Source organism: Sutcliffiella horikoshii, assembly GCF_020524325.1.
Lineage (GTDB): Bacteria > Bacillota > Bacilli > Bacillales > Bacillaceae_I > Sutcliffiella_A > Sutcliffiella_A horikoshii_D.
This window is the reverse complement of the sequence record NZ_JAIVKY010000006.1, coordinates 346,165-369,496: the sequence shown is the minus strand read 5'-3', so window position 1 is coordinate 369,496 and position 23,332 is coordinate 346,165. Positions and strand designations below refer to the sequence as shown.

The 23,332-nt window shown below is 39.4% G+C and carries 23 protein-coding genes; 13 read left to right on the top strand and 10 right to left on the bottom strand.

Going from position 1 to position 23,332, the window contains the following annotated elements; translation table 11 throughout:
* The first annotated feature begins 25 nt into the window (after nt 1–25).
* The 5 genes from LC091_RS08880 to LC091_RS08860 are packed head-to-tail and all read left to right on the top strand — an operon-like array spanning nt 26 to nt 8,017.
* Nucleotides 26–1,579: an AAA family ATPase gene (locus LC091_RS08880; RefSeq protein WP_226681660.1), complete on the top strand. Its 1,554-nt coding sequence runs from the start codon at nt 26–28 to the stop codon at nt 1,577–1,579.
* Nucleotides 1,580–2,587 carry an AAA family ATPase gene (locus LC091_RS08875; RefSeq protein WP_226681659.1) on the top strand — a complete coding sequence of 336 codons (1,008 nt, stop codon included), beginning with the start codon at nt 1,580–1,582 and terminating at the stop codon, nt 2,585–2,587.
* Between the two features lie 6 nt (nt 2,588–2,593).
* A complete protein-coding gene (locus tag LC091_RS08870) occupies nt 2,594–3,457 on the top strand; it encodes a DUF58 domain-containing protein (protein WP_226681658.1) in 864 nt (287 codons plus the stop codon).
* A 5-nt stretch (nt 3,458–3,462) separates the two neighbouring features.
* Nucleotides 3,463–5,268, top strand: a complete 1,806-nt coding sequence (locus LC091_RS08865; RefSeq protein ID WP_226681657.1) for a vWA domain-containing protein — start codon at nt 3,463–3,465, stop codon at nt 5,266–5,268.
* Nucleotides 5,252–8,017 (top strand): VWA domain-containing protein, encoded by a 2,766-nt coding sequence (locus LC091_RS08860; protein WP_226681656.1) that lies wholly within the window; start codon nt 5,252–5,254, stop codon nt 8,015–8,017. The genes LC091_RS08865 and LC091_RS08860 overlap by 17 nt, the downstream gene beginning before the upstream one ends.
* Before the next feature lie 22 nt (nt 8,018–8,039).
* Here the strand turns inward: LC091_RS08860 and LC091_RS08855 are convergent, their stop codons facing one another.
* Nucleotides 8,040–9,308, bottom strand: coding sequence for an MFS transporter (locus tag LC091_RS08855; RefSeq protein ID WP_226681655.1), 1,269 nt, complete (start codon nt 9,306–9,308; stop codon nt 8,040–8,042).
* A 129-nt stretch (nt 9,309–9,437) separates the two neighbouring features.
* Between LC091_RS08855 and LC091_RS08850 the strand changes: the two genes are divergently transcribed.
* Nucleotides 9,438–10,013, top strand: coding sequence for an SCO family protein (locus tag LC091_RS08850; RefSeq protein ID WP_404819674.1), 576 nt, complete (start codon nt 9,438–9,440; stop codon nt 10,011–10,013).
* Between the two features lie 26 nt (nt 10,014–10,039).
* Here LC091_RS08850 and LC091_RS08845 read toward each other — a convergent pair whose 3' ends face one another.
* Nucleotides 10,040–10,186, bottom strand: coding sequence for a hypothetical protein (locus LC091_RS08845; RefSeq protein WP_226681653.1), 147 nt, complete (start codon nt 10,184–10,186; stop codon nt 10,040–10,042).
* Nucleotides 10,187–10,305: 119 nt separating this feature from the next.
* Between LC091_RS08845 and LC091_RS08840 the strand changes: the two genes are divergently transcribed.
* The 4 genes from LC091_RS08840 (at nt 10,306) to LC091_RS08825 (ending at nt 12,691) form a co-directional block, all read left to right on the top strand.
* Nucleotides 10,306–11,208: an SGNH/GDSL hydrolase family protein gene (locus tag LC091_RS08840; RefSeq protein WP_226681652.1), complete on the top strand. Its 903-nt coding sequence runs from the start codon at nt 10,306–10,308 to the stop codon at nt 11,206–11,208.
* A gap of 11 nt (nt 11,209–11,219) precedes the next feature.
* Nucleotides 11,220–11,807 carry a YpmS family protein gene (locus tag LC091_RS08835; RefSeq protein ID WP_226681651.1) on the top strand — a complete coding sequence of 196 codons (588 nt, stop codon included), beginning with the start codon at nt 11,220–11,222 and terminating at the stop codon, nt 11,805–11,807.
* A gap of 619 nt (nt 11,808–12,426) precedes the next feature.
* Nucleotides 12,427–12,519, top strand: coding sequence for a YjcZ family sporulation protein (locus LC091_RS08830; protein WP_010193868.1), 93 nt, complete (start codon nt 12,427–12,429; stop codon nt 12,517–12,519).
* A gap of 43 nt (nt 12,520–12,562) precedes the next feature.
* A complete protein-coding gene (locus LC091_RS08825; protein ID WP_082380721.1) occupies nt 12,563–12,691 on the top strand; it encodes a YjcZ family sporulation protein in 129 nt (42 codons plus the stop codon).
* 587 nt (nt 12,692–13,278) lie between these two features.
* Here LC091_RS08825 and LC091_RS08820 read toward each other — a convergent pair.
* The 6 genes from LC091_RS08820 to LC091_RS08795 form a co-directional block, all read right to left on the bottom strand.
* Nucleotides 13,279–14,019 (bottom strand): DUF4397 domain-containing protein, encoded by a 741-nt coding sequence (locus tag LC091_RS08820; RefSeq protein WP_226681650.1) that lies wholly within the window; start codon nt 14,017–14,019, stop codon nt 13,279–13,281.
* Nucleotides 14,020–14,133: 114 nt separating this feature from the next.
* A complete protein-coding gene (locus tag LC091_RS08815) occupies nt 14,134–14,382 on the bottom strand; it encodes a hypothetical protein (RefSeq protein ID WP_010193873.1) in 249 nt (82 codons plus the stop codon).
* A 95-nt stretch (nt 14,383–14,477) separates the two neighbouring features.
* On the bottom strand, nt 14,478–15,929 hold the full coding sequence (locus LC091_RS08810; protein WP_226681649.1) for a carbon starvation CstA family protein: 1,452 nt from the start codon (nt 15,927–15,929) through the stop codon (nt 14,478–14,480).
* A gap of 122 nt (nt 15,930–16,051) precedes the next feature.
* Nucleotides 16,052–16,780 carry a LytR/AlgR family response regulator transcription factor gene (locus LC091_RS08805; protein WP_226681648.1) on the bottom strand — a complete coding sequence of 243 codons (729 nt, stop codon included), beginning with the start codon at nt 16,778–16,780 and terminating at the stop codon, nt 16,052–16,054.
* Nucleotides 16,767–18,533 (bottom strand): sensor histidine kinase, encoded by a 1,767-nt coding sequence (locus tag LC091_RS08800; protein ID WP_226681647.1) that lies wholly within the window; start codon nt 18,531–18,533, stop codon nt 16,767–16,769. Before LC091_RS08800 ends, LC091_RS08805 begins: the two co-directional genes overlap by 14 nt.
* Before the next feature lie 117 nt (nt 18,534–18,650).
* A complete protein-coding gene (locus LC091_RS08795; protein ID WP_010193881.1) occupies nt 18,651–18,974 on the bottom strand; it encodes a MerR family transcriptional regulator in 324 nt (107 codons plus the stop codon).
* A 189-nt stretch (nt 18,975–19,163) separates the two neighbouring features.
* Between LC091_RS08795 and LC091_RS08790 the strand changes: the two genes are divergently transcribed.
* Entirely contained in the window at nt 19,164–19,325 is a 162-nt protein-coding gene (locus LC091_RS08790) for a Fur-regulated basic protein FbpA (protein WP_226681646.1), read from the top strand.
* Nucleotides 19,326–19,508: 183 nt separating this feature from the next.
* Here LC091_RS08790 and LC091_RS08785 read toward each other — a convergent pair whose 3' ends face one another.
* Both LC091_RS08785 and LC091_RS08780 read right to left on the bottom strand, forming a co-directional pair.
* Entirely contained in the window at nt 19,509–20,354 is an 846-nt protein-coding gene (locus LC091_RS08785) for a protein-glutamine gamma-glutamyltransferase (RefSeq protein WP_226681645.1), read from the bottom strand.
* Nucleotides 20,355–20,483: 129 nt separating this feature from the next.
* The gene (locus tag LC091_RS08780; protein ID WP_226681644.1) at nt 20,484–21,410 is read right to left on the bottom strand and encodes a CobW family GTP-binding protein; all 927 of its coding nucleotides are present in this window, start codon (nt 21,408–21,410) and stop codon (nt 20,484–20,486) included.
* A gap of 137 nt (nt 21,411–21,547) precedes the next feature.
* Between LC091_RS08780 and msrA the strand changes: the two genes are divergently transcribed.
* Complete coding sequence (gene msrA, locus LC091_RS08775; protein WP_226681643.1) at nt 21,548–22,504, top strand: peptide-methionine (S)-S-oxide reductase MsrA; 957 nt, start codon at nt 21,548–21,550, stop codon at nt 22,502–22,504.
* 515 nt (nt 22,505–23,019) lie between these two features.
* Entirely contained in the window at nt 23,020–23,169 is a 150-nt protein-coding gene (locus LC091_RS08770; RefSeq protein WP_226681642.1) for a hypothetical protein, read from the top strand.
* Nucleotides 23,170–23,332: the final 163 nt, after the last annotated feature.

The window sequence follows — 23,332 nt, the reverse complement described above, 5'->3', positions numbered from 1 at the left end:
TCAAATAGTCAGGTTTCTCATTTCCGTGAGAAGAAAGCTCCGGTTTCAACGCATTTCTAAACAGGCGCAATTTGCCATCTTGGCATTTTGCGTCAGCTTTTTGAGTGTGCTCATTGTTGCTAGAATTGTGGTGACTCCGTATTTAATGGAAAAAGCTCTTTGGGTAGGAGGAATCGTCTGTTTAGCGGTATTCATACTCTATTGGAGAAATAGACCTTCGACATGGGATGCAGCAAAATATTCAGATGGATTTCTGGAAGAGGATAGATTAACTACGTCTCTCGATTACGTCAACGATAATTCCTTGGTCGCACAATTACAGCGAAAAGAGGCTTACAGCCATCTCAAGCGAAAAGAAAATGACATTAAAGAAGCGAAATTAAAACATTTTCAACCAAAAATATTATTAATGACCTTCTTAACCGCCTGCGCTATCACATTATTGATTTTGTTTCCAAATACCAAAATGCAGGAGGCACAGGCGGTAGAGGCGGAACGTGAAATTGTAGAGGAAACACTTGAAAAGGTAAAAAAAGATACCGAGGATTTGAAAGATAATGAAGGCATTAAGGAAGAGTTAGATGAGCTTAAAGAACTTAAAAATGAAAAAGATGCAGATGAGCTCCTGAAAGAACTAATGGAAAAAGAAAATAACTTAGCTGAAAAGATGAAAGAGCTTCAAGAGAAGGAAGAGAGCTTAAAAGAACTAGCAAAAGATCAACCAGATAACTCCATAGCGAACCTTGCTTTAAATAAAAAAAATGAGGAACTTGAAAAACTTCTAAATGAAATGAAGAAAAATATCGGTTCCTTATCTGATAAAGAGAAAGAAGAGTTGTCGGAACTTTCGGAAAGTCTTTTGGGTCAAACAAATATGGATATGGATGAAATGTCTGAGGAGGAATTAGAAGCATTGTTAGAACAACTAGAAGAACTGTTGCAGGACATTTCGGCACTGTCAGATATGGAAGCATTACAAAATGCTCTTCAAACAGCAGCTTCTAATCAACACGGGAAAATGTCGCAAGCAGGTTTGAATCCTTCTAAGCTGACTTTATCCAATTCTAACAATCCTACTTCAAATCAAACCGCGCAAAACCAAAATCCAGGCCAAGGACAGAGTCAAGGGCAAGGTCAGGGACAAGGACAAGGCCAGGGACAAGGACAAGGTCAGGGACAAGGACAAGGTCAGGGACAAGGCCAGGGACAAGGCCAGGGACAAGGCCAAGGTCAAGGTCAAGGTGCAGGAGGAGGCAGCCAAGGCCAAGGCCAAGGTCCAGCAGGTGGCGGCCTTGGGGCTGGTGTTGGTGTAGGTGAACAAACCTTTACCGTTCCCTCCAACATCCAAAGCGATATCCAAAATGAAACGGATGGCGGTCCAACAGGGGAAGGACAATCCCAATACGAAGATGCTCCAGATTCTCCGACCTTAAGAGGGGAAGCAAGACCGTATGGAGAGGTATTCTCTTCCTATGAAAAGTCCTACAGGGAATCACTTGATAGAATGCAATTGCCATCAAGGTTAGAAAATGTCGTCAAAGAATACTTTAGTGAAGTGGATCCGAAGGGAGCAGATTAAGTGATCAGTCTGGAAGAGAAAGAAAAGGAACTCAAATATTATCAAGATACATTGCAAGAGGTGAAACAAGAAATTGGAAAGGTGATTGTTGGACAGGAGGAAGTGATTGAACAACTGATTTGGGCGATGGTGTCAGATGGCCATGCATTGCTTGAAGGGATGCCAGGTGTGGGAAAAACGATGCTTATTCGCACCGTATCAGAAGTTTTAAGCTTCGACTTCTCAAGAATCCAGTTTACACCTGACTTAATGCCTTCAGATATTACCGGTACGAAAATGATTGAAATCCATGAAAATGGGAAACAGTCCTTCGTGTTTCATGAAGGTCCTATATTTTCAAATATTGTTCTGGCGGATGAAATAAACCGGGCAACTCCTAAAACACAGAGTTCACTTTTAGAGGCGATGGCAGAAAAGACGGTAACCATCATGGGCGAAACGCGAAAGGTTTCCTCCCCATTCTTTGTGCTGGCTACACAGAACCCAATTGATATGGAAGGAACGTATCCTCTGCCTGAAGCGCAGATGGACCGTTTTCTATTAAAAATTAACATGGGCTATCCAAAGAAAGAAGAGCTATATGAAATTATAAAAAGGACAACAGGCACGGAATCCTATCATGTTCAGAAGCTCTTAGATACAGAAAAGATGCAAAAGATTCAATTGGCAGTAAAGGAAATACTAGTTTCACAGGAGTTGTTAGACTACACGGTACAGCTTATCATGGCAACTCATCCTGAAGAAGAGCATGCTAGTGAGCTTGTTAAAAAATATGTCCGATACGGTGTGGGGCCGCGTGGAGTTCAAAGCTTAATTAAGGTTGCAAAAGCAAGAGCATTTTGCTCAGGGCGCTTTCATGTTTCCAAAGGGGATATTAAACATGCTGCCATCCCTGTCCTTCGTCATCGGTTGTTCTTAAATTTTGAAGGAGAGGCTTCTGGGATTAGAGAAGATCTTATTCTAGAAGATGCCATTCAGTACACTGATAAAGTATTGAATGTAAGGTAGATTAGTATGCTGAATTCTATCATTACAAAGCAGCTACAGGCCCATACACTTCAGGCAGGAAAGCTCAAGAGAAGCTGGCATAAAGGAACAAGAAAGTCGAATAGGTTCGGAGCATCTCATGATTTCTCTGATTATCGCGTATATGAACAAGGGGACGACCTTAGGCAAGTGGACTGGAATATCTTTGCACGTACCCAAAAGCACTATATAAAACGGTATCTAGATGAACAAGAGCTATCTGCTTCCATTTATCTGGATTGTACAAATTCCATGGCAAGTTCCCCCGCCAAATGGAACCTTGCCAAAACACTTGCAGCGTCATTTGCCTATATTGGGCTTAGTCAGGATGATCGAATATCCATTATTGATGTTCATGGGGAGCAGGCCCCTTATTTATATCGCAAAGGAAAAGGACACCTCCATCAGATGCTTCAATATGTCGAGGAGATAAAAGCCAAAGAGTCCTCGTTGCTATTCTCTGAGGCAGTTTTAAACCATGTTCAAAGAAAAAGCAGTGTGTCCTTCGTTATCAGCGATTTATTGGAACCTCTTGACTCGGTCATCCACACATTGAAAATTATACAAGCGAATCGACAGCAAATCTATTTGCTGCAAGTGTTAGAAGAGGATGAAGTAGATCCAAGTTTCGATGGTGATTTTATGCTGGTTGACAGTGAAACCAATCAGGAAGTTAATGTAACAGTTTCTGATTTTGCTAGAAAGAATTATAAAGAAAAAATGCAACAAAGGATGGAGATGCTAGAGGGTTTTTGTTTTGAAAGGGGTATCTCTTACCTTATGTGCCATGCAGGAGAAAAAGTGGAAGATATTTTATTCAAAAGGATGACCTCTAAAGGTTGGATTAGGTGATGGGAATGGGTTTTACAGCACCAATATATTTTTTGTTCAGTGCATTTTTACTTTTAGTTATTTTGATGTATTTTTTTCGAAAGCAGTATGAAAAGAAAGAAATTCCTTCTGTCTTATTATGGCAGGAATGGATGAACGAATTTGAAGCCCAAGCTTGGTGGAGGAAGCTGCAGCACCATCTGCTGTTATACCTTCAGTTATTGGCGCTGTTGTTTCTAATTTTCACTTTGACTCAGCCGTTCTTTGAGAAGGAAGGCATTGAGGGAGATCATATCATTTTCATTGTGGATACATCCGCATCTATGATTGCAATGGAAGGGGAAAAGTCCCGCCTGGAGTTGGCCAAGGAGAAAATGGTGCAGACACTTGATAAAGTGGATCATCAAGAAATGACTGTTATCGTGGCCAAGGAAACTCCCGAAATTCTACTGGAAAGGTCTCAATCCCATAAAGAAGTAGTCGACCTTGTGGAAAGCTTGGGACCTTCTTACGCTTCAGCAAACGTGAGAGATTCCATCAATATGGCGAAAAGTCTTTTAGGAGAAGAAAACGGAAACATACAGCTTTTAACCGATAATTATTCCAAAGAAGCAACACTGGAGCTTCATGAGAACACCACCTTTTTTGCACATAACATGGGGAATTCCCACCAGAATTTAGCAGTTGAAACATTTGGGGTAACCATGCGTGAAAACAAAGTAGTTGGGGTAGTTACGGTGAAAAATGAAGGAGACGATTCAAAGGACTTTGAATTATCTATCTTTAATGATGGAGAGGAAGTCTTACAACAAGTTACTGAAACAGTGAAAGGGAACAAAGTAAAGACTATTTACCTTGAAGACCTGCCACCTGCGACGATGTATAGAGCTGTCGTCAGTGGTGATAAGCAATATAAGTTAGACAATGAACAATTCGCTTTTCTGGGACAGCAACAAGACCCTACAGTTTACGTTCATAAAGACATACATCCATTTGCAAGAAAGGCTGTAGAAATAGCAAGCACCAATGTCATCCACCTTTCCTCCGATTCAGCGGAGGAAGATAAATTTGATGGTGCTCACCTCATTAAAGGCGTGGAAAGAAGCGACTGGCCGACTGGTCCTAAGCTAGTGTTCCTGTCAGGTGAAGATGGAGAAGAAGAAGTGGAGCTTTCTGGTAAAGTTTCGGCAAGTATGGCAGATCCATTAATGCAATCAGTAGAAATGGAGAATGTTTATGTGGAAAAGGCTTTTACTTCAAAAGAATTTTCCTCATTAGATGTAGTGGCAAGCCGTGGAGAAACACCGCTGATTCTTTCAGGAACATACGATGGATATCCGATTATTGTGGTAACTTTTGAACTTGGTTCCAGTGATTGGCCACTTCATGCGGGATTCCCTTTATTCATGTTCCATTCTATACAGGAATTGACACAGAAGAAGGGGATGTTGGGTTATTTCTATCCTGGTCAGACGATGGATTATTTTCCAGCTTCCGATGTTAGAAAAGCGGAAATCCTCAATAGGGATGGTAAGGTTGTCTTCACTTATGAAACCTTTGAACAACCAATGGAACTCCCTCTAGCTCCAGGTTTGTATACTCTAAAAGAGACAAAGGACCAAATGGAAGAATCAAGGGCTTTTACCATCATGTTAGAGGATTCAGAAAAGTCGATTCATACAGAAGAGAGCTTTGCCGTTTCAGCTGTTTCTTCGGTCGATCAAGAAGAGGAGACTACAACCAGCAAAAACATCTCATATTTGTTTTTGATGCTTGCTCTTGTCGTACTATTGGTAGAATGGGAGGTTTACAGACGTGGAATTTCAAATTGAATACCCTCTCATGCTTTTATTTCTTATCCCGGTCCTAATCAGTCTTGTTCTGTTCTGGCGTAAGAAGAAAACAAAGCGAAAAAAGGAGTATATCATCCTCTCCTTGCGAAGCATTATCTATTTGTTACTTATATTTGGGTTATGTATGCCATCCTTTTTTTCTCCAGTAAAAGGAGTTCATACCGTTTTTCTTGTCGATCAGTCCGACAGTGTAAAGAGGATGGAAGGGGAAATTCTTTCCTCTATTAATGAGGCGATCAAGCAAAAGAAAGAAGAAGATAGTTTTAGCATAGTAACTTTTTCAGAAAAGCCAAAACTTGAACGCTCCTTTACCAATCAAGCAGAAATGATTCAACAACTTTCCGTAAATGACAGCCCTCAATTCACAAATTTAGAAGATGGTTTGAAGTTCGCTGCAAATTACATCCCGGAGGATCGTAAAGGCAGAATTGTTTTAATGACGGATGGAGTAGAAACAAACGGCAATAGTGCCAAACAATCCACTTTTTATTCAGGAAGAAATATAGAGATGGATGCAATGGCTTTTCAATCACCATATGTGGAAGATGTGTCGCTTCAATCCTTTCATACGCCACAATCAAGCTTTGAAGGGGAAGCGGTCCCATTTCAAGTAGGATTAGAGGCCAATGTAGACACAACAGCCACTTTGCATATTACCCAGAATAATGAAACCATTATTAAAGAAGAAATTGTCGTGGCAAAAGGATCGAATAATTATTCCTATTCCATACCTTTAATAGATCCAGGATTGTACACATTCAAAGCAGAGATTTTTCCTAAAGTAGATAAAATTGTGGAGAACAATATATCTCACTCTTTAACACAAGTTTCGGGAGAGCCTAAAGTACTTATGGTCGACCAAGAGGGTGAGGGGGATAATGTGTTCCGCGCACTAGATGCAAGCGGCTGGAAGATTGATCGCATCCACCCGAGCCTGCTGCCGACGACACTCAGCGGTTTCCTGGCATATGAAAGTATTATTTTCCATAATGTGTCGGGTCACCTTTTAAGTGGTAATCAGATGGAACTCATTGAAACAGCAGTGAGGGACTTTGGTGTAGGTTTTACGATGACAGGCGGCAATGAATCTTATGGTCTCGGTGGTTATTTCCAGACTCCCATTGAAAAAATACTTCCGGTGGATATGGATGTAAAAGGGAAAAAGGAAATCCCCTCACTTGGTTTAATCATTGTATTGGACCGTTCCGGAAGTATGATGGGGGAAAAATTTGATCTAGCGAAAGAAGCTGCAGCACGTTCTGTGGAACTGTTAAAAGAAGAGGACACATTTGGCTTCATTGCCTTTGACACGGAGCCTTGGACAGTCGTAGAAACAGAGCCGATCAAAAATAAAGAAGAGGTTATTGAAACAATTCGTTCAACTGCATTGGGTGGTGGAACAGATATCTTTCCAGCTTTAGATAGGGCTTATGAGCAATTGAATGAGATGGACTTAAAACGCAAGCATATTATTTTATTAACGGATGGACAATCCAATGATGGACCTTATGAAGAAATCATTGAAGAAGGTTTAACGAACAATGTAACATTATCCACCGTAGCAATCGGTGGGGATGCAGATACTTCCCTGCTGGAAGAACTGGCAGAAATAGGGACAGGTAGATTTTACGAAGTATATGAGGCAAGTGCGGTCCCGAGTATTCTTTCAAGAGAAACCGCCCTTACCACCCAAACATATATTGAAGACAATCCACATGTACCGACTGTCTATGCAGGGTATGATTGGTCTAAAAGGTTTGAAAGTGGGACACCGTTTCTTAATACTTATATTGCAACTACTCTGAAATCTAGGGCTGAGCAGATTATTTCAAGTGAAAAAGAGGATCCGATCCTCGCTCGAATGAATTATGGTCTGGGGAGGACGATCGCTTGGACCTCCGATGTTTCCGGAGTTTGGAGTGGTGGATTCCCTTCTTGGGAAGAATGGACCTCTTTTTGGAACGAGATGGTGACATGGTCATTGCCATCTTATGAACAAGGAGCTTATGACATAACAACCTCTGTAGATGGAGGAAAAGCATCTGTAAAGGTGGAAGCGGTTGAGGATATATTAATGCCGGTTTCTATATCTGTTTCAAACAATAAGGGGCAGATTATAGAAGACGCGAAAAGTAAGATGGTGGGACCTGGACAATATGAAGTGGAATTTGCAGCCATACCCGATATTTACTTTCTCAATATTACACAAGAAGAGGAAGGGGAGATAGTCTCCACCTATACAAGCGGAATGGTTGTCCCTTTTTCCACAGAATTTGAACAAAGGCCGGTAAATTTGGAGTTGCTTGAAAGTATTGCAGCCAACCAAAATGGAATGCTGATAGAAGACCCAAAAGATGCCTTCCGTTCCTATCATAAAAATGTTTACCAATCTCAGACGGTGTGGCTGCCTTTTATCATCCTTGCATTTTTCTTACTGATTATTGAGATTTTTATTAGAAGGTTTGGTTTGATATCATTTGCTTTCTGGAAAAAAGGAAAGGAGAAAAATGAAAAGGACCAGTCAGAGAAAAAATGGAAGACACCGGTCATTAAAAGAAATAAAGCGCCACTAAAATCGAATCAGTCTGTAAAAAGGGAAGAACCGAAAATAAAAGAAATGAAAGAGTTTAAACCACGAAAAGATACAGAAGATAAGCCGAAAGAAACAAAAGCAACTGAGGATCGTATGAATCAATTGCTAAAAGCAAAGAACAGGAAAAGAAGATAAATGATAGAGGTTGACAATTAAGTCAGCCTCTTTGTTTTTTTCTTGATGGAAATTGAAATATGGAAAACCAGTTCATCACGGCACTAAACGAGATGTTTTTATCTTTCTTACCTAAATAAAAGAAGCAAAGGATGGCTTGAATTAAACAGAGCGAAGAAGATAAAACAAAAATCGTGGAAATAGAGAAATCCATAAAATAGCCAAATACAATTGGTCCAAGTGCTATCCCAACAAATCGGACCGACCCGTACAAGGCGGTGACAAATCCTCGTGCTTCTTTTTTTACAGAATTAACAATAATAACATTCATACATGGTAGAACAATACCAATGGATGTGCTAATCAAAGATATGATTAAAATTGTCCACCAAAGGCTGTCATAAAGCAAAATCCCTATTAGAAAAAGGCTCAGAAGCAAAAAATTCACAATAAGAATTCGATTTATGTAGCTGCTGAACTTTCCAATTACATTTCCAGTAATATAAGAAGCAACCGTCAAAAACAGAAGTGGGAAAGAGAGTATAACGCCATTCATAAATCCATGCGTCTCAAACTGACTCTCCAAAAGATCTGAAGAATAAAACAGAATGCCAAAAAGCAGGTAAAGACAAAGGGCACCTGCATTATAACTTGTAAGTAAATAAAACTTATTTTCTTTTATAACCTCTGCTAAATGGCTTACATATTTCTTGAAAACCAATTTTTCAGAAGATGACTCCTCGTTTTTTACATATAAATAGAACAAAATAGACAATATGCTACAAGCTAGCGGGAAGACAAAGAAAATATAATGCCACATGATTAACGCTATAAAACCCCCAATCAAAGGCGAAACAACTTTCCCCAGACTGTTGGTTGTCTCCATTAGACTCAAAACCTTCAACTGTTTATTTCCTGAAAATAAATCTGCCACGAGCGCCATGGCGATTGGAGCTGTCCCGGCTGACCCTATCCCTTGAAGAATCCTCCCAATAATGATTACTTCAAAAGATAAAGATGTTTGAAGGATAGAAGCTATACCAGAAACCAACCCGCCGATACCATAAAGCAAAAGAGAGGCAAGTATAATGTGCTTCCGAGAAAACCTGTCTGATAAATATCCGATAAAAGGAATGGTAACTGCTCCTGCTATGGAAAATATTGATAGGATAAGGCTAGCTTGTACTTGTGACAGCTGTAAATCATGACGGATTTCAGGCAATACTGGTATGAGCATCGAGTTTCCAAGCACAAGAATAAACGAAGTAGACGTAATGGAAATAATACTAATACTCTCGGATTCTCTTCGCATCCCTTGTCCTCCATCTTGGTAAATGTGTTATTTTTATGAATTTGATGAGCGGTGCCTTTTATATCCCTGTGAGAAATGGTACGATTTGATTGAAAAATGGAAAATAACAAGTGAAAAAAGGTGAAGCACGTGTTAAATTACAGTAAAATACTGCTGATTGGATTGTGTGCAGTCATTCTGGCCGCATGTAGCGGTGAGATTCCAGATACTACTGATTGGAAACTGGCAAATTTTCAGTACATAAATCAAGATAACGAGCAAGTTAGTTTAGAGGACTTGAAAGGTGAAGTCACAGTGGCAAATATGGTCTTTACTAACTGCACAACTGTTTGTCCTCCTATGACGGCAAACATGGCCAGGTTGCAAAGAATGGCCGATGAAGAACAAATAGATGTTCAATTTGTATCTTTTTCTGTTGATCCTGAAGTTGATAGTCCTGAAGTACTTAAGGAGTTTGGAAATAACTTTGAAGCGGATTATTCCTCTTGGGACTTTTTAACAGGCTATACCCAGAAAGAGATAGAAGAGTTTGGAATGGAAAACTTCAAAACAATTGTTGCTAAACCCAAAAACGGGGGAGAAGTTGTCCATGGAACCAGTTTTTATTTAATTGACCAGGAAGGTACGATTATTAAAAGCTATGATGGATTGGATGTTCCTTACGAAGAAATATTGGAGCATGTAGAAATTCTTTTAAGCAATTAGTAAAGTAGTTAGGATCACTCCTTTTATTAGGAGTGATCCTTTTGATTATGTACAAGCTCGAGCTCTTCTTCTCTGCTGGCACTTAATCCGTCAGTGACTATTACATGTAATTCCTTTGAAAATAACTCCTTAGATACTTCTTCGTTGCACGCAAGTATTTCTTTTTCCTTCATTTCAATGGCCTCCTAACCTTTTCTTTTTTGAAAAATACATTAGAGTATGTTATAAAAAGTGTACTGTCGTATAATGTAAGGGACGAATTAAATCCTTAACAAAATAAGGAGAATGCCTGATGGTTAAATTTTGGAAAATAGCCTTGCTGGGCCTTATAATAATTAGTATGGTTAGTTGTTCTGCAGAAAATTCTTCCAGTTACGTTTTGGAAAAAGCAAAAGAACGAAGAGAAAGCCAAAGTGAGAGAAAACTTTTTAAAGATTTCTTTAAAGAAGAGTCTGCTGAGAATCAGAGCAAAATAATGAATATTGAAGAAAAAGAGGATGTTACAGAAGAGTTCTTTGACAGATCATTTAAGCTGGTCTTTTTTGGGGACTCCCTTACACAAGGGGTTGGAGATGAGTCCAAAAACGGCGGATTTACTTCCATTGTTAAACAACATTATGAAGCAAAACCATATATAGATAATGTAAGTGTCACGAATCTAGGTGTCAGGGGAAACCGTACAAACCATCTCTTAAAAAGACTGGAAGACCCAGAGGTACAAAAGGCTCTTACTGAAGCAGATGTCATTTTCATGACTGTCGGTGGTAATGATTTAATGAAGGTTATCCGTGAGAATTTCTTAGATTTAACATTTTCTCTCTTTGATAAAGAGCAAGAATTGTACGCTAAAAGGCTGAATAGCGTCCTTGAGGAAGTGAGAAAACATAATGACTCCAGTAGAATTTACCTTGTAGGCCTATTCAATCCTTTTTATCACTTCTTTCAAGAAATAGAAGAAATGAATGAGGTAGTAACTAATTGGAATGAACAAACCATTTCCGTCCTTGATGAATATCCTAATACAGCCTATGTCCCAATACAAGACATATTTATTGACCCTGAAGAGAATTTGCTTGATGATGATCAGTTTCATCCAAACCAAAAGGGGTATCAATTAATAGGGAATAACATCGTAAAGGAAATAAGACGATTTAATGAGGAGACTTCATTGGAAGAGATGTTAGAAGAAGAGTAGTGGAGAGGATTATGGTGAAAAAAGTCATAAATTGGAAAACGGCATTTCTAAGCCTGCTAGTGTTAAATATTTTAATTGCGGGAATAGCTATCTTTTTGGTGCTGCTGCCAAAAAATTCGAAATTCAACCTAAATAGCAGGGACGATGATCGAAAAAGGGTTGCATTTACAATTCAGTCTGATAAAGAAGACTTAAATGAACTTATACGATATTATTTAGAAAAAGAAACACGGCGACCTTTGAATTATGAAGTGGTACTGACCGACAGAGTGGAACTCAGGGGTGAAATGACAGTCTTTGAAAGAGACATCCCCCTAACCATGACGTTTATTCCTGAAGTTCAGGAAAACGGCGATGTTGTGTTAAAACAAGATTCCATGTCGATTGGAAGGTTGCAAGTACCTGTATCGATGGTTTTAAAGTATGTAGGTGATAATTATCCCTTACCATCATGGGTGAAAATCATACCGAACGAGCAGAGCATTTATGTTGCTTTGCAAGAACTCGAGCTTCAGAGTGATACAAAAGTGGAATTCACAAAATTTGATGTCGAACGCGATGACATTGAATTCAAACTATTAGTTCCGGTTGAAGACTAACTCTTTGAAGGATCAGGCATAAACTGCCTGGTCCTTTTTAAATGAGTAAACTTTAGCTTTTTGGTTAAACGCGGCTGTTCCTTTCCGCATATGGCTTCGCTTTCCGCGGGACGGTGCCTTGAGCCTCCTCACTTCGTTGCGGGGTCTCAACCTACCGTTACTCCCCCGCTGGAGTCTACGCCATTTGCTCCAATCCACAGCTAGAAAATACGTTGACGAATTGTTAGTGCTTATACAATTTACTCAGTTAGATAACTTTTCACAAATCCCTAAGTGAAATAAGTAACTTTGTTGATTGGAGTGGAAGGCGCGCAGACGCCCGCGGGAGGAAGGGACAGGTGAGACCCCGGAAGGCGAAGCCTGAGGAGGCTCACGGACCGCCCGCAGGCAAGCTAAGCGCCTGGAACGGAAATCAACGGTATTATATTATTTCCAATTTTTAAAAATGCATGGTAAGAATTCACTGTGCATTTTTATTTTTTAGATATTTGTTTGCGCTACAGCGCCAAGGGGCTTAGTGATAAAATCCACCCAATTTTTTTGGAACTGGGCATATGCCTTTACCATTACGCTCTACATGAATACATTATGTATTAGGAAAGAGGGGGAGGTGTAGAGCATGGGTGGTTCTGGTTATGGATCAGGATTCGCGTTAATAGTTGTTCTGTTTATCTTATTGGTGATTGTTGGTGCGGGAGTCCTCCACTATTAATTACTAAACTTGGATAGATACCTTTGTAGAGGAGGTGACAGCTATGAGTTGGTGTGGTTGCGGTTACGGTCAAGTAGCAGGAGCAGGATACCCAGGTGGTTACGGAAGCTCTTTCGTATTAATCGTAGTATTGTTTATTCTTTTAATCATCGTTGGTGCTGCTTGGTGCTAATGAAATAGAACAGGGTGCTCAATCACTAGTTGATTGAGCATTTTATATTGTTTAAGAATTTGTAAAAAATTCGAATTGTCCCCTCGTGATGAGGGAGGACCTGAGTGACCAGGAAAAAAGGAAGAGTGAAGTCGTAATAGCTGTTATGAAGACCTCAATGACGGGAAAAGAGGGGGAGAGAAGTCCTCATCGTCGATATGAAGACCTCGGTGACTGGAAAATAGGAAGAGAGAAGTCCTCATAGCCGATATGAAGACCTTAGTGAAGAGAAAAGAGGGGTAGAGAAGTCCTCATCGTTGATATGAAGACCTCGGTGACGAGAATAGAGGGGTAGAGAAGTCCTCATCGTTGATATGAAGACCTTGGTGACGGGAAAAGAGGTGGAGCCAGGTTCTCATGGTCAGTATGAAGCCTAGAAGACGAGGAAAAAGGAGGAGAGAGGCCGATTAGAACTTGGTGACAAGGAAATAAACCAAGAGAAGCTTTTATTTTTTAGAAGAAAATATCAAAGGATCTGGTACTAAGATTTCATTTTGACTGTTACCAGAGTGTATGTGCTATACCATTTGACTTTCTTTTTCTTTGTTTTACGGAACCAAAAATACAGCTTCCAAAGGTGGATCATTTTTGACAAGTCCGACAGCCACAATGGTATACGCAACATCAGGTTTTAAGCTTACTCTATTAAGGGGGAGTGCGATATCCTTTGTCCCTGCAACCCTTATCTCTAAATCCACTGTCATCGGAGTAATGCCAAGATAATCTGAAATTCCCGAATATGGAATATCAGAAAAAACTACATCTCCTTTCTTGACGGCAAAATCAACAGAAGGTGCATCTGGAGATAAGTGCCAAAAACGAAGCTTTGATTCACTTTGGGGAACGGAAGAGTCATCTTCAACAGGTATTAGCACCAAGTTTTCCATTGTTCCTGCAATTGCAACAGTGTAAGAATTCCCTATGTTTGCCTGAAGTGTACCTTCAAGTAGTTTTTGACCATTATGATAAATTTCAATTTTATTGTTTAGTGGTTTTATATCTACATAACTACTGCTGTTTGTATAACGGAGATCTTTCCAGACAGGATTGTTATTTACATGTACATCCACTGCCATCATTCCTGGGGATGCATGAAGTACCCTTATTCGCGAACTGTCACTATCATTTGCGTTCCTTTTAGGTGCCGCCTGTATAGATTTCACCCATTGCTGAAGATGTTGGTAATGCATATTATAAAAATAAACATGACGCTGAGGATCCTTATATTTATAATAGTCAGCCAGCATTTGATACTGTCCTGCGAGGTAATAATTTTCATCGTAGCCCATATTTGCAAACACCCTCCATTTATTCCTGATGCTAAATGGATATGCAAAGAAAAGTGAAATAGTATTGATTTTTAAGGGGACATAGAAAAAAGGATAAAAGGCGACATAGGCCTGTTATCCTTTTTGATATTCCGCATGCTTGATGAAAGTAATCTCCTCATCAACATTGCCACAAGTGGCACATTGGATTTTTTGTGAAGGCCCTTTATAAGGAATATGAAAAGGGTCCATGGTGCCGGATGTATATTCCTCTACAACCTCACCTGATTGAGGATTTAACTTCACGGACTTTGCTACTTGTTCGATAATGTTAAAACGTGAGCGGTTCGTTTTGCAATTTGGGCATAGATAAGGGGATGCCATATCAAATCCGCCTCCTTTGATAATAGCTTTTTCTGAACAGATAACTTTTATGCAAAACAAAAAACGGTCCTACAGAAGTAGAACCGTTTGAGAGATTATGCTGCTTTATCACTTGAGATATCAATTGCATCAAGTTCGAAGTCTGTCTTTCTTGCTGCTATAGCTTTTACATAGAACAAGCCAATGATAATGATCGTAAACATAGCTGCCCCAATATAAGATGCTTCAATCGGTAAGCGAAAGCCAATTGGAGCATTTAATATATATGTCGTTGTTGCCATAGTCATAAATATTGCTGGTATCATCGCAATGTAATACTGTTTCCTAGCGATGAATAGATACATGGCACCGACCCATAATGCAATAACGGCCGTGGACTGATTTGCCCAAGAGAAGTATCTCCATAATAGTTCAAAATCAATTTTTGTCAGTACGAAGGAAATGACAAACAAAGGAGCTGCAATCCAAAGGCGGCTGATAATTTTCTTTTGTGAAATATTGAAGTAATCAGCAATAATCATACGAGCACTTCGGAATGCCGTATCACCAGAAGTAATAGGAAGGATAATTACCCCGATGACCGCCATTGTTCCACCAATAGCTCCTAGCATTGTTACAGAAACTTCACTTACAACTGCACCAGGACCGCCATTTGCTAAGATTTCGCTCAATCCTGCCGACCCATTGAACAGACTCATTCCTGCTGCTGCCCAGATCATAGCAATGATACCTTCTGCAATCATCATGCCGTAGAAAATTCGGCGGCCTTGCTTTTCATTCTCAGTAGTTCTTGAAATAATAGGTGTTTGCGTTGCATGGAAACCAGAAAGTGCTCCACATGAGATAGTTAAGAACAGTAATGGGAAGATAGGCACGTTATCTGGGTGCATATTTGTGAAACTTAATTCAGGGATAGGAGCTCCTGTAACAACTAAGGATACACCAACACCTAAAGCACTTATCAGTAATAGCGCTCCAAAAATAGGATATAAACGACCGATGACCTTATCGATTGGTAACATCGTTGCAAATATATAATAGATGAAAATAGCTAAAATAATAATACTTAGTGCCACTTTACCTTCTGCTAACGTATGAATTAAACCTGCCGGTGCCGTCACGAAAACGGTTCCAACTAAAAGTAAAAGCAAAATAGCAAATGCATTGACTGTATGTTTCATGAATTTTCCGAGGAACTTACCTGCAAGTTCAGGCAAGTGTGCACCGCGGTTACGAATGGATATCATACCAGTCAAATAATCATGAACCGCCCCGGCAAAAATACACCCTAAGACAATCCATAAAAATGCCACAGGTCCATATAGGGCACCTAAAATCGGTCCGAATATTGGCCCGACACCTGCTATGTTTAATAGCTGTATCAATGAATTTTTATTTTGACCTAACGGAAGATAATCAACCCCGTCTTGATTGGAATAAGCGGGTGTTTTACGAGAATCTTTTATACCGAAAACCTTTTCTACAAATCTACCATAAACAAAATAACCTACTATTAATAAGGCAATACCTATTAAGAATGTATACAAAATGAAGACCCCTTTCTCTTTATGGAGTAACCTCATTATAAATGAAAAGGCTTACATTTGGTGTTTGAGTGGTCAAGATGTACAAAAACATAAATAACATGTCAGTATCGAATACTGACATGTTATAGTTCGAGTTTTTTTCTTAATGCTTTAACATAATTACGGCTAACAGAGAGCTTTTCGGAGCTGCCTGTAAGCTCCAGCATATAGGCACCATTGAACCAAGGAGTCAATTTCGTCACATAATTTAAATTAACAAGATAGCTTTTATGGATCCGGAAAAATGGGTAGTCTTGTAATCTTTCCTCCAAGTCCTTTAATGCAAGCTTTGACTCGAAATTGCGGGTGTTTGTATGTATCCGTGAAATCCGGTCATCTCTACTGATATAAAGGATGTCAAGTGGTTCTATATAATAAATTTCATTTTCAAATTCCACTGCAAGCTTAGAGGAAGTAGGTAGTTGTTGAGTTTCCTTATCTGGAGTTAAATGTTTAATAAGCCGGCACACGGTTTGGGACAATTGTTCCTCATCAAAGGGCTTTAATAGATAATCCACCGCTTCGTGTCGGAAAGCATCCACCGCAAAGTTAGGAAACGCAGTCGCAAAAACAATAAGAGGTGATTTTTTTAATTCTTTTAAATGCTTGGCAACATCCAAGCCATTCATTTTTGGCATTTCTATATCTAGAAAGACGACATCCGGTTGATGTTGCATGCAGAGTAAAAGAGCGTCTTCACCTGTTGATGCTTGTCCGATTACTTGCAGGCAATCATGCTCTTCTAATAAATGCTTTAATTCATCACGGCTATATGGTTCATCATCCACTATGAGCGTTTTAATATTTTCCATATGTAGGATCATCCTTAGTTAATTTTTTGGCAATGGTAAATGACACAGTGGTACCAATGCTTGCTTCACTATTAAAGTGCAATTTTGCTTGATTGCCAAACATCATTATAAGTCTTTTATTAATATTGTAAAGCCCAACGCCCGTACCGGTGGAGGAAGAGACTTGATCCCGGCCAAGCTCACTTATCCGATCACTTGTCATGCCTACTCCATTGTCGCTTATGGAAATGAAAATATCGGAAGTGCGCTCTTTTATTTCGATGATTAATTGTGCATTTTCTTCCCGGTCTCTAAGCCCGTGTTTCACTCCATTTTCCACTATTGGCTGCAAGGAAAGAGGAGGAACAAGATAGGAAAGAGCCGATTCATCAACATGATAGGTTACAGTTAAACGATCCGAAAACCTTGCTTCCTCAACCGATAGGTATGCTTGTACATGTTTTAGCTCTTCTTGGACGGTGGTCCATTTCGCAGTGGTCGCCGTAAGGTTTTGTCTAAAGAAATGCGATAGTGAAACCAATAGTTTCCTTGCTTTTTTTGGATCCGTGCGTATTAATGAAACAATTACATTTAAAGAATTAAATAGAAAATGAGGGCTGATTTGAGCTTGAAGCGCTTTGATTTCGGCTTCTTTCACTAGCTTGGATGCATTTTCTGCTTCTGATATTTCCAACTGATGACTCATAAGCGAGCTAAGCCCGGTGATTAACTGGATGACGACATTATCTATTTCTTTATCGGAAGAAAAGTAAAATTTAAGAGTGCCTACCGTTTCCTCCCGCTTCTTTAACGGAGCGATAACCACCGCACCAAGGGGACAAGACGGTTCCTGACACTGAATGTCTTTTTTTCCTGCTACCAATAAATTTCCGTATTTTAGTACTTGTTTAGTGCTATGTGTTTGGATGGGAGATAGAGGTTTATGATGATTATTTCCCATTCCGACATGCGCTAGAATCTTCTCCATATCTGTTATGGCTACAGCACTAGCATTTACTTCCCGGTAAATTATTTTGCACGTTTCTGCAGCAGACTCTAGCGATAATCCTTTTCTAAGGTGTGTCAATGTATTCTCTGCTAACGACAAGGCCTTTTGGGCTTGAACGGCTCCTACTTTTTCCTCTTCGTTAATCACGGTTAAGATTATGAGGAAAAAGAGAGCAGATCCAACTCCGTTAGCAAAAATCATGGGAAGGCCTATACTCTCCACAAGCGCGAGAGCCTGCGAAAATGGTTGTGAAGTAAGGAGGATAATACCCATTTGAATCGATTCTGCTAATGCGCCAGTAAGAAGAGCCACTGCAACACTAATTCTTTTTCCCTTATATTTGCTTCGGATGAAACCTGCCAAAAGGCCTGCTACTATAGCAGAAAAGCCGCAAGAAAAAGCAGTAAATCCACCAAGACTCATGCGATGTATTCCAGCAATTAACCCTGCGCCAACCCCTACTTTATATCCACCGAGCAGACCTGCCATCACAATCCCGATCACACGTGAATTGGCGATCGCTTCAGATTCATTTAATTCCGTTATCCAACGGTTAAAACCTAACGTTTCCGTACTAAAAGCAAGACCTGTATATGTACCGATAATGCCGAAAAAGCCAAAAAACAGAATAGCATATGCTTGCTGTTTTCGATCAATTTGCTGGCGGTTGATCAACTGTCTGAAAAAAGATAGCCTAGTCATGATAAAGGCAACAGTGACAATGATGCCAAGACGCTCTAACATGGTTAATAATAATTCAAACATACGTCACTCTCCACTTAAATCCTGATGTGCTAATGGTAGCATAACCAAACATTTCCGTTAAGATTAAATTCAGTTACAGAAAAAAAGCATAATTTCCTCCAAGAGAGATAATTATGCTTAGTTTCTATTTTGTTTGAAATGTGCTTGGATTTGCCCTTTTAACATCTGTTTTTTCCAATTTTCATTCTCTTTTTCTTTCTTTTTCCACTCTCTGCGTATTTCATGAGTTTGTACGCCTTCTTCCATCTGATTGGCAATTTCCATGAGCCTTTCTACATCTGAGAAGGAATACTTGCGGATGCCTGAACCTGATCTTGCAGGAAAAATCAATTTTCTTTCCTCGTAATATCTAATCTGTCTTTCGGATAAACCTGTTAGATCGCGTACCGTGCCGATTGAAATGACTTTTCTCTCTTTCAAAGATGGATCCTCATGTGTCATAGCCATTCACATCCTATTCTAGAGCTCTTACTGTTATTATAGTACATTTCTTACGTTTATTCCTGTGCGTTTGTAAGAAATCCTTACAGTCAAATGAAGTTGATTGTAATTTCCATGTGATAACTCCTGACAAAAACAAAGAATTTAAGCTAATTTTTTACTAAACTGATAGTAAGAGAGGTGAGTGGAATGGCGAAAATTTTAGAAAAAGCTATTAGTGATGCAAAAGAGTATTATATTTCCAAACTTGTCAATGCAGGTTTTTTCATGAATCATAGTGTTCTTTCCACCTATACATTAAGTGAATTGAAAAAGGAATATACAAACTTAATTGAAAAAGGGAGGAGATAAACTTGCAGGAAAATCACAATACTGATTCATTTAAACTTGCTTACGATATAATTAAATTAGATTGTCGACGAGATCAGATATGGGAGGAGCTACTTAGAAAAGAAGGTGAGCGTGCTTTGGAAATCTTAAGGTTTGTCCAAAACTATAAATGAAAGAGGCTGGCTCCGACGTCGGAGCTGGCCTTTATTCATTTGATAGGTAAGAGCGATACAAGTAGAACAAATACCGATCAAGGGAAATGGAGTTCTTGCGATGAATAATGACAGGATGTTGGTTTTTGGTTCTTCTGTTTTGTTGCGAAAATAACTTTGCTAAATGCGAAAAAGATGGACGGGCAACATAATCACTCAGATAAGCAGGCTTATTACCATCTGGTTTTCTCGTTCCATTCAAAAACTCAATGATATTCGCTTCATCTTTTATTCCTAGTCCGTGACCAAAATACAAATCGTCACCCATCACCACAGCATTTTCGCCTCTCCACCAATAGGTCAATGGATTGAAATCGGGATTTTTAAAGTAAACAACATCACCTGGGATCGTATAATAAGTATAGACAGACTGCATGACAAGATCTGAATCAAAATGCCAGCTGTAAAGTAATAAATCTTGAAAGAACTCATTAAAAAGTTTTGGTCCGATTGTATTCAAAATGGCGTGATAATAGAGAATTAGGATGGCGGTTGCGCACTCATACGCATAAAATTGACTGTTTTCAAAAATATCAGTTATAGCATCTGATGGATTGACATCATCCCGGATTAAAAAGCCGCCAGCCTCTGTTATATTCCAATACGCAGGGTTGCCTTGTGAACCGGCAAACGTTTCAAAGCGTGCTTCTCCTTGTGCCATTAATGCAGCACTTGCGACAATGTTATACCTTAAAGCAATCTCAAATCTTAATTCCTCCATAGAATCATAAGAATATACCTCTGAATCATTAAGTATGCGTTGGAAAATGGTCTTTTCAAGATCTTCTAGATTAGAAAGAGTACTTTCTGTAATTGATTCTCCGTTTATGACAATCATGTCATCCCTCTTTTCACAAATACAGTATAATCCTCATTACTAATCAACATATTCAAGTGGATGGGATTGATGATTGAATAAAAATGAAAAGAGCTGTACAAATCCTCATGATTTGCACAGCACTTTCAATTATTGCTTGTTTTTCTCTAAAGACTGTAATTGTTCTGTTAATAACTCTACATCCAAGTCTTCTCCGATAATAACAAGATTCAATGGGACTTTAACAAGCTCTTTTAAATACAGAGGCGTACCATATGAATACTGAAACAAGTAAACACTGTTTGAATGCTCGAAAGTAAGGTACCCTTTGATACGATAGACGGAGTCGGGAAGATTTCTAAGCCAGTCTTCAAACTCATCTAAATCAATTTTAGAGGTAAATTGATAGACAAAAGTTTTCAAGTGAAGGGACTCTTTAACATGCGCACTGGAATGGCTTCCTTTTTCTAACTGTTTTGTTCTTTTCCAGCTGTTTTCCGGAATCTTAGCGTAGGTGGTTAGAAGAGGCGAAGCATGTGGATTTAGGGATTGCAATTCAAACAAAATGCTAGAAACTTCTGCTTCACTTACTAAGTCTGTCTTGTTTAAAATAAGCATATCTGCATGCTTCACTTGTTCTCTTATCAACTGTTTGACTTGAATAGATAAGTTGTCACGGTCTTTCCATCGTAAAACATCTAATAGGGTGATAATCCTAGCTTCAGAAAACTTGTTGGCGAATATAGGGGAAAGAACCGTGTCCAGCACTTCTATTGGATGTGCTGCACCGGTCGTCTCAATGTAAATGGCATCCAAATCTTTATCAAGTAAAAGCCCTTGCATAGTTGATTCCAATTTCTCTTGAATGGTACAACAAATACAGCCATCAAATAGTTCAGATAGTGGGGTTTCATCAGGTATGGAATCAGAGTCAATGGAGACTTTTCCAAGCTCGTTCATGACCACCGCCACTTTTCTATTTTCTGCTTGTTCTTGTTTCAGCATTTGGGTCAAAAGAGTAGTCTTCCCGCTCCCAAGAAACCCAGCTAATATATAAACTTCAACTTTTTTACTCATAAATGGAACCTCCTGATATATGTACCCCTCATTTTACCATACCTATAATCTTTCTGTAACAAGAGCATACCATTAGGAAATACTCTTTGATATTGCTATAATTCACGTAAATATATTTTTAAAAAGGTGGGTAATACATGATGAACATATTAGAAAAAGCAACGTTTGCCGGAGGTTGTTTTTGGTGCATGGTTAAACCTTTTGACGAACAGGATGGCATTGAAGAAGTAGTCTCAGGCTATACAGGTGGACATAAAGAAAACCCTACATATAAAGAGGTATGTTCAGAAACCACAGGTCATTATGAAGCGGTACAAATTACTTTTAACCCTCAAATATTCCCATATGAAAAATTACTAGACGTTTTCTGGAGCCAAATTGATCCCACGGATGCCGGCGGACAATTCCACGACCGAGGAGATTCATATCGTACGGCCATTTTCTATCATTCCGATGAACAAAGGGAAATCGCCTTAAAATCCAAGCATGACTTAGCCCAAAGTGGAAGATTTAAAGATCCAATCGTAACAGAAATCCTTCCTGCAAAGCCATTTTATGCTGCGGAAGAGTATCATCAAGATTATTACAAGAAAAATCCTTTCCGCTATAAGATGTACCAAACAGGATCTGGGAGGGCTGCCTTTATTAAAGAGAATTGGAAAAAAGAAAACCATGCAGATTTGAAAAAGAAGCTAACACCGATGCAGTATGAGGTCACGCAAAATAATGGTACGGAACCACCTTTTAAAAATGAGTTCTGGAACCATACAGAAGAAGGCATATATGTTGACATAGTTTCCGGGGAGCCACTGTTCTCTTCCCTTGATAAATATGATGCAGGTTGCGGATGGCCAAGCTTTACCAAGCCAATAAACAAAGAACAAATCAAAGAAGAGATGGATGTAACTCACAGAATGGTAAGGACGGAAGTTAGAAGCAAAGAGGGAGATTCTCATCTTGGACACGTATTTGAGGACGGCCCTGTAGATAAAGGCGGTCTTAGGTATTGTATCAACTCTGCTGCCCTTCGCTTTATTCCGGTTGGCCAACTAGAAAAAGAGGGCTATGGAGAATACAGCAAGTTATTTTCATAAAAAATTATCGGAGTGTACATCACACTCCGTTTTTTTTTGAATTAGAAAAACCTGCTGATTTCCGTTCCAGGCGCTCACTTGCCTGCGGGCGGTCCGTGAGCCTCCTCGCTACGCTGGAAGCCACTGAAGAACCGAAATCTCACGTAAATTGTGAATTCTAGCTGTTGATTGGAGCAAAAGGCGAAGACTCCTGAGGGAGATAGCGCTAGGTGGAGACCCCACAGGCGCAGCCGAGGAGGCTCCAGCAGCGCCACTAGGAAAGCGAAGCCGTTTGCGGATATCAACAGCGGTGGCAAAATAATATCTAAAATCAATGACTTTTTCAGTGGCCTCCTATGCTGTGGGGTCGTCTCCCCTGTCCCTTCCTCCCGCGGGCGTCTTCGCGCCTTCCACTCCAATCAACAAGGGTATATCATTCTCCAGTTGATAAAAAATGCGGTTTACTTCAGTAATATAAGGTATATTATACTTGGTGAATAGATTCTCTTTAATAATAATAAAAGTAGGTGAACCAAGTGGGGAAATATCAATTGGATAACAAAGGTAAGGTAGCTGTGGCAAAGTTTCATGAAAAACAGACACCTGCAAAATTTGATAAAAAGCAGCAACTTGAAAAATTGCGTGCGGAATATTTGAAAAAGAAGCAAAAGCAAAAAGATAAATAATATGTATTAAAACATAGGAAGACTAAATCTCAATTGCCGGGCAATTACTGCCTGGTTTTTTTTCTGTCAAAATTCAACAAAATAACAGAATTATTGCAGGATAACAGAAAGAACATGAAGAATTAATAGTTATAAAAGAAAAAAGCAACAGAAGCAACAAAGG

What these genes read in the sequence shown, in the direction of transcription:
- LC091_RS08825 (WP_082380721.1), top strand. Translation starts at nt 12,563, where the DNA reads ATGAGTTGGTGTGGTTGCGGTTACGGTCAAGTAGCAGGAGCAGGATAC.
- LC091_RS08865 (WP_226681657.1), top strand. Translation starts at nt 3,463, where the DNA reads ATGGGTTTTACAGCACCAATATATTTTTTGTTCAGTGCATTTTTACTT.
- LC091_RS08830 (WP_010193868.1), top strand. Translation starts at nt 12,427, where the DNA reads ATGGGTGGTTCTGGTTATGGATCAGGATTCGCGTTAATAGTTGTTCTG.
- LC091_RS08835 (WP_226681651.1), top strand. Translation starts at nt 11,220, where the DNA reads ATGGTGAAAAAAGTCATAAATTGGAAAACGGCATTTCTAAGCCTGCTA.
- LC091_RS08845 (WP_226681653.1), bottom strand. Translation starts at nt 10,186, where the DNA reads ATGAAGGAAAAAGAAATACTTGCGTGCAACGAAGAAGTATCTAAGGAG.
- LC091_RS08840 (WP_226681652.1), top strand. Translation starts at nt 10,306, where the DNA reads ATGGTTAAATTTTGGAAAATAGCCTTGCTGGGCCTTATAATAATTAGT.
- LC091_RS08815 (WP_010193873.1), bottom strand. Translation starts at nt 14,382, where the DNA reads ATGGCATCCCCTTATCTATGCCCAAATTGCAAAACGAACCGCTCACGT.
- LC091_RS08795 (WP_010193881.1), bottom strand. Translation starts at nt 18,974, where the DNA reads ATGACACATGAGGATCCATCTTTGAAAGAGAGAAAAGTCATTTCAATC.
- msrA (WP_226681643.1), top strand. Translation starts at nt 21,548, where the DNA reads ATGATGAACATATTAGAAAAAGCAACGTTTGCCGGAGGTTGTTTTTGG.
- LC091_RS08805 (WP_226681648.1), bottom strand. Translation starts at nt 16,780, where the DNA reads ATGGAAAATATTAAAACGCTCATAGTGGATGATGAACCATATAGCCGT.
- LC091_RS08785 (WP_226681645.1), bottom strand. Translation starts at nt 20,354, where the DNA reads ATGATTGTCATAAACGGAGAATCAATTACAGAAAGTACTCTTTCTAAT.
- LC091_RS08790 (WP_226681646.1), top strand. Translation starts at nt 19,164, where the DNA reads ATGGCGAAAATTTTAGAAAAAGCTATTAGTGATGCAAAAGAGTATTAT.
- LC091_RS08800 (WP_226681647.1), bottom strand. Translation starts at nt 18,533, where the DNA reads ATGTTTGAATTATTATTAACCATGTTAGAGCGTCTTGGCATCATTGTC.
- LC091_RS08870 (WP_226681658.1), top strand. Translation starts at nt 2,594, where the DNA reads ATGCTGAATTCTATCATTACAAAGCAGCTACAGGCCCATACACTTCAG.
- LC091_RS08780 (WP_226681644.1), bottom strand. Translation starts at nt 21,410, where the DNA reads ATGAGTAAAAAAGTTGAAGTTTATATATTAGCTGGGTTTCTTGGGAGC.
- LC091_RS08820 (WP_226681650.1), bottom strand. Translation starts at nt 14,019, where the DNA reads ATGGGCTACGATGAAAATTATTACCTCGCAGGACAGTATCAAATGCTG.
- LC091_RS08855 (WP_226681655.1), bottom strand. Translation starts at nt 9,308, where the DNA reads ATGCGAAGAGAATCCGAGAGTATTAGTATTATTTCCATTACGTCTACT.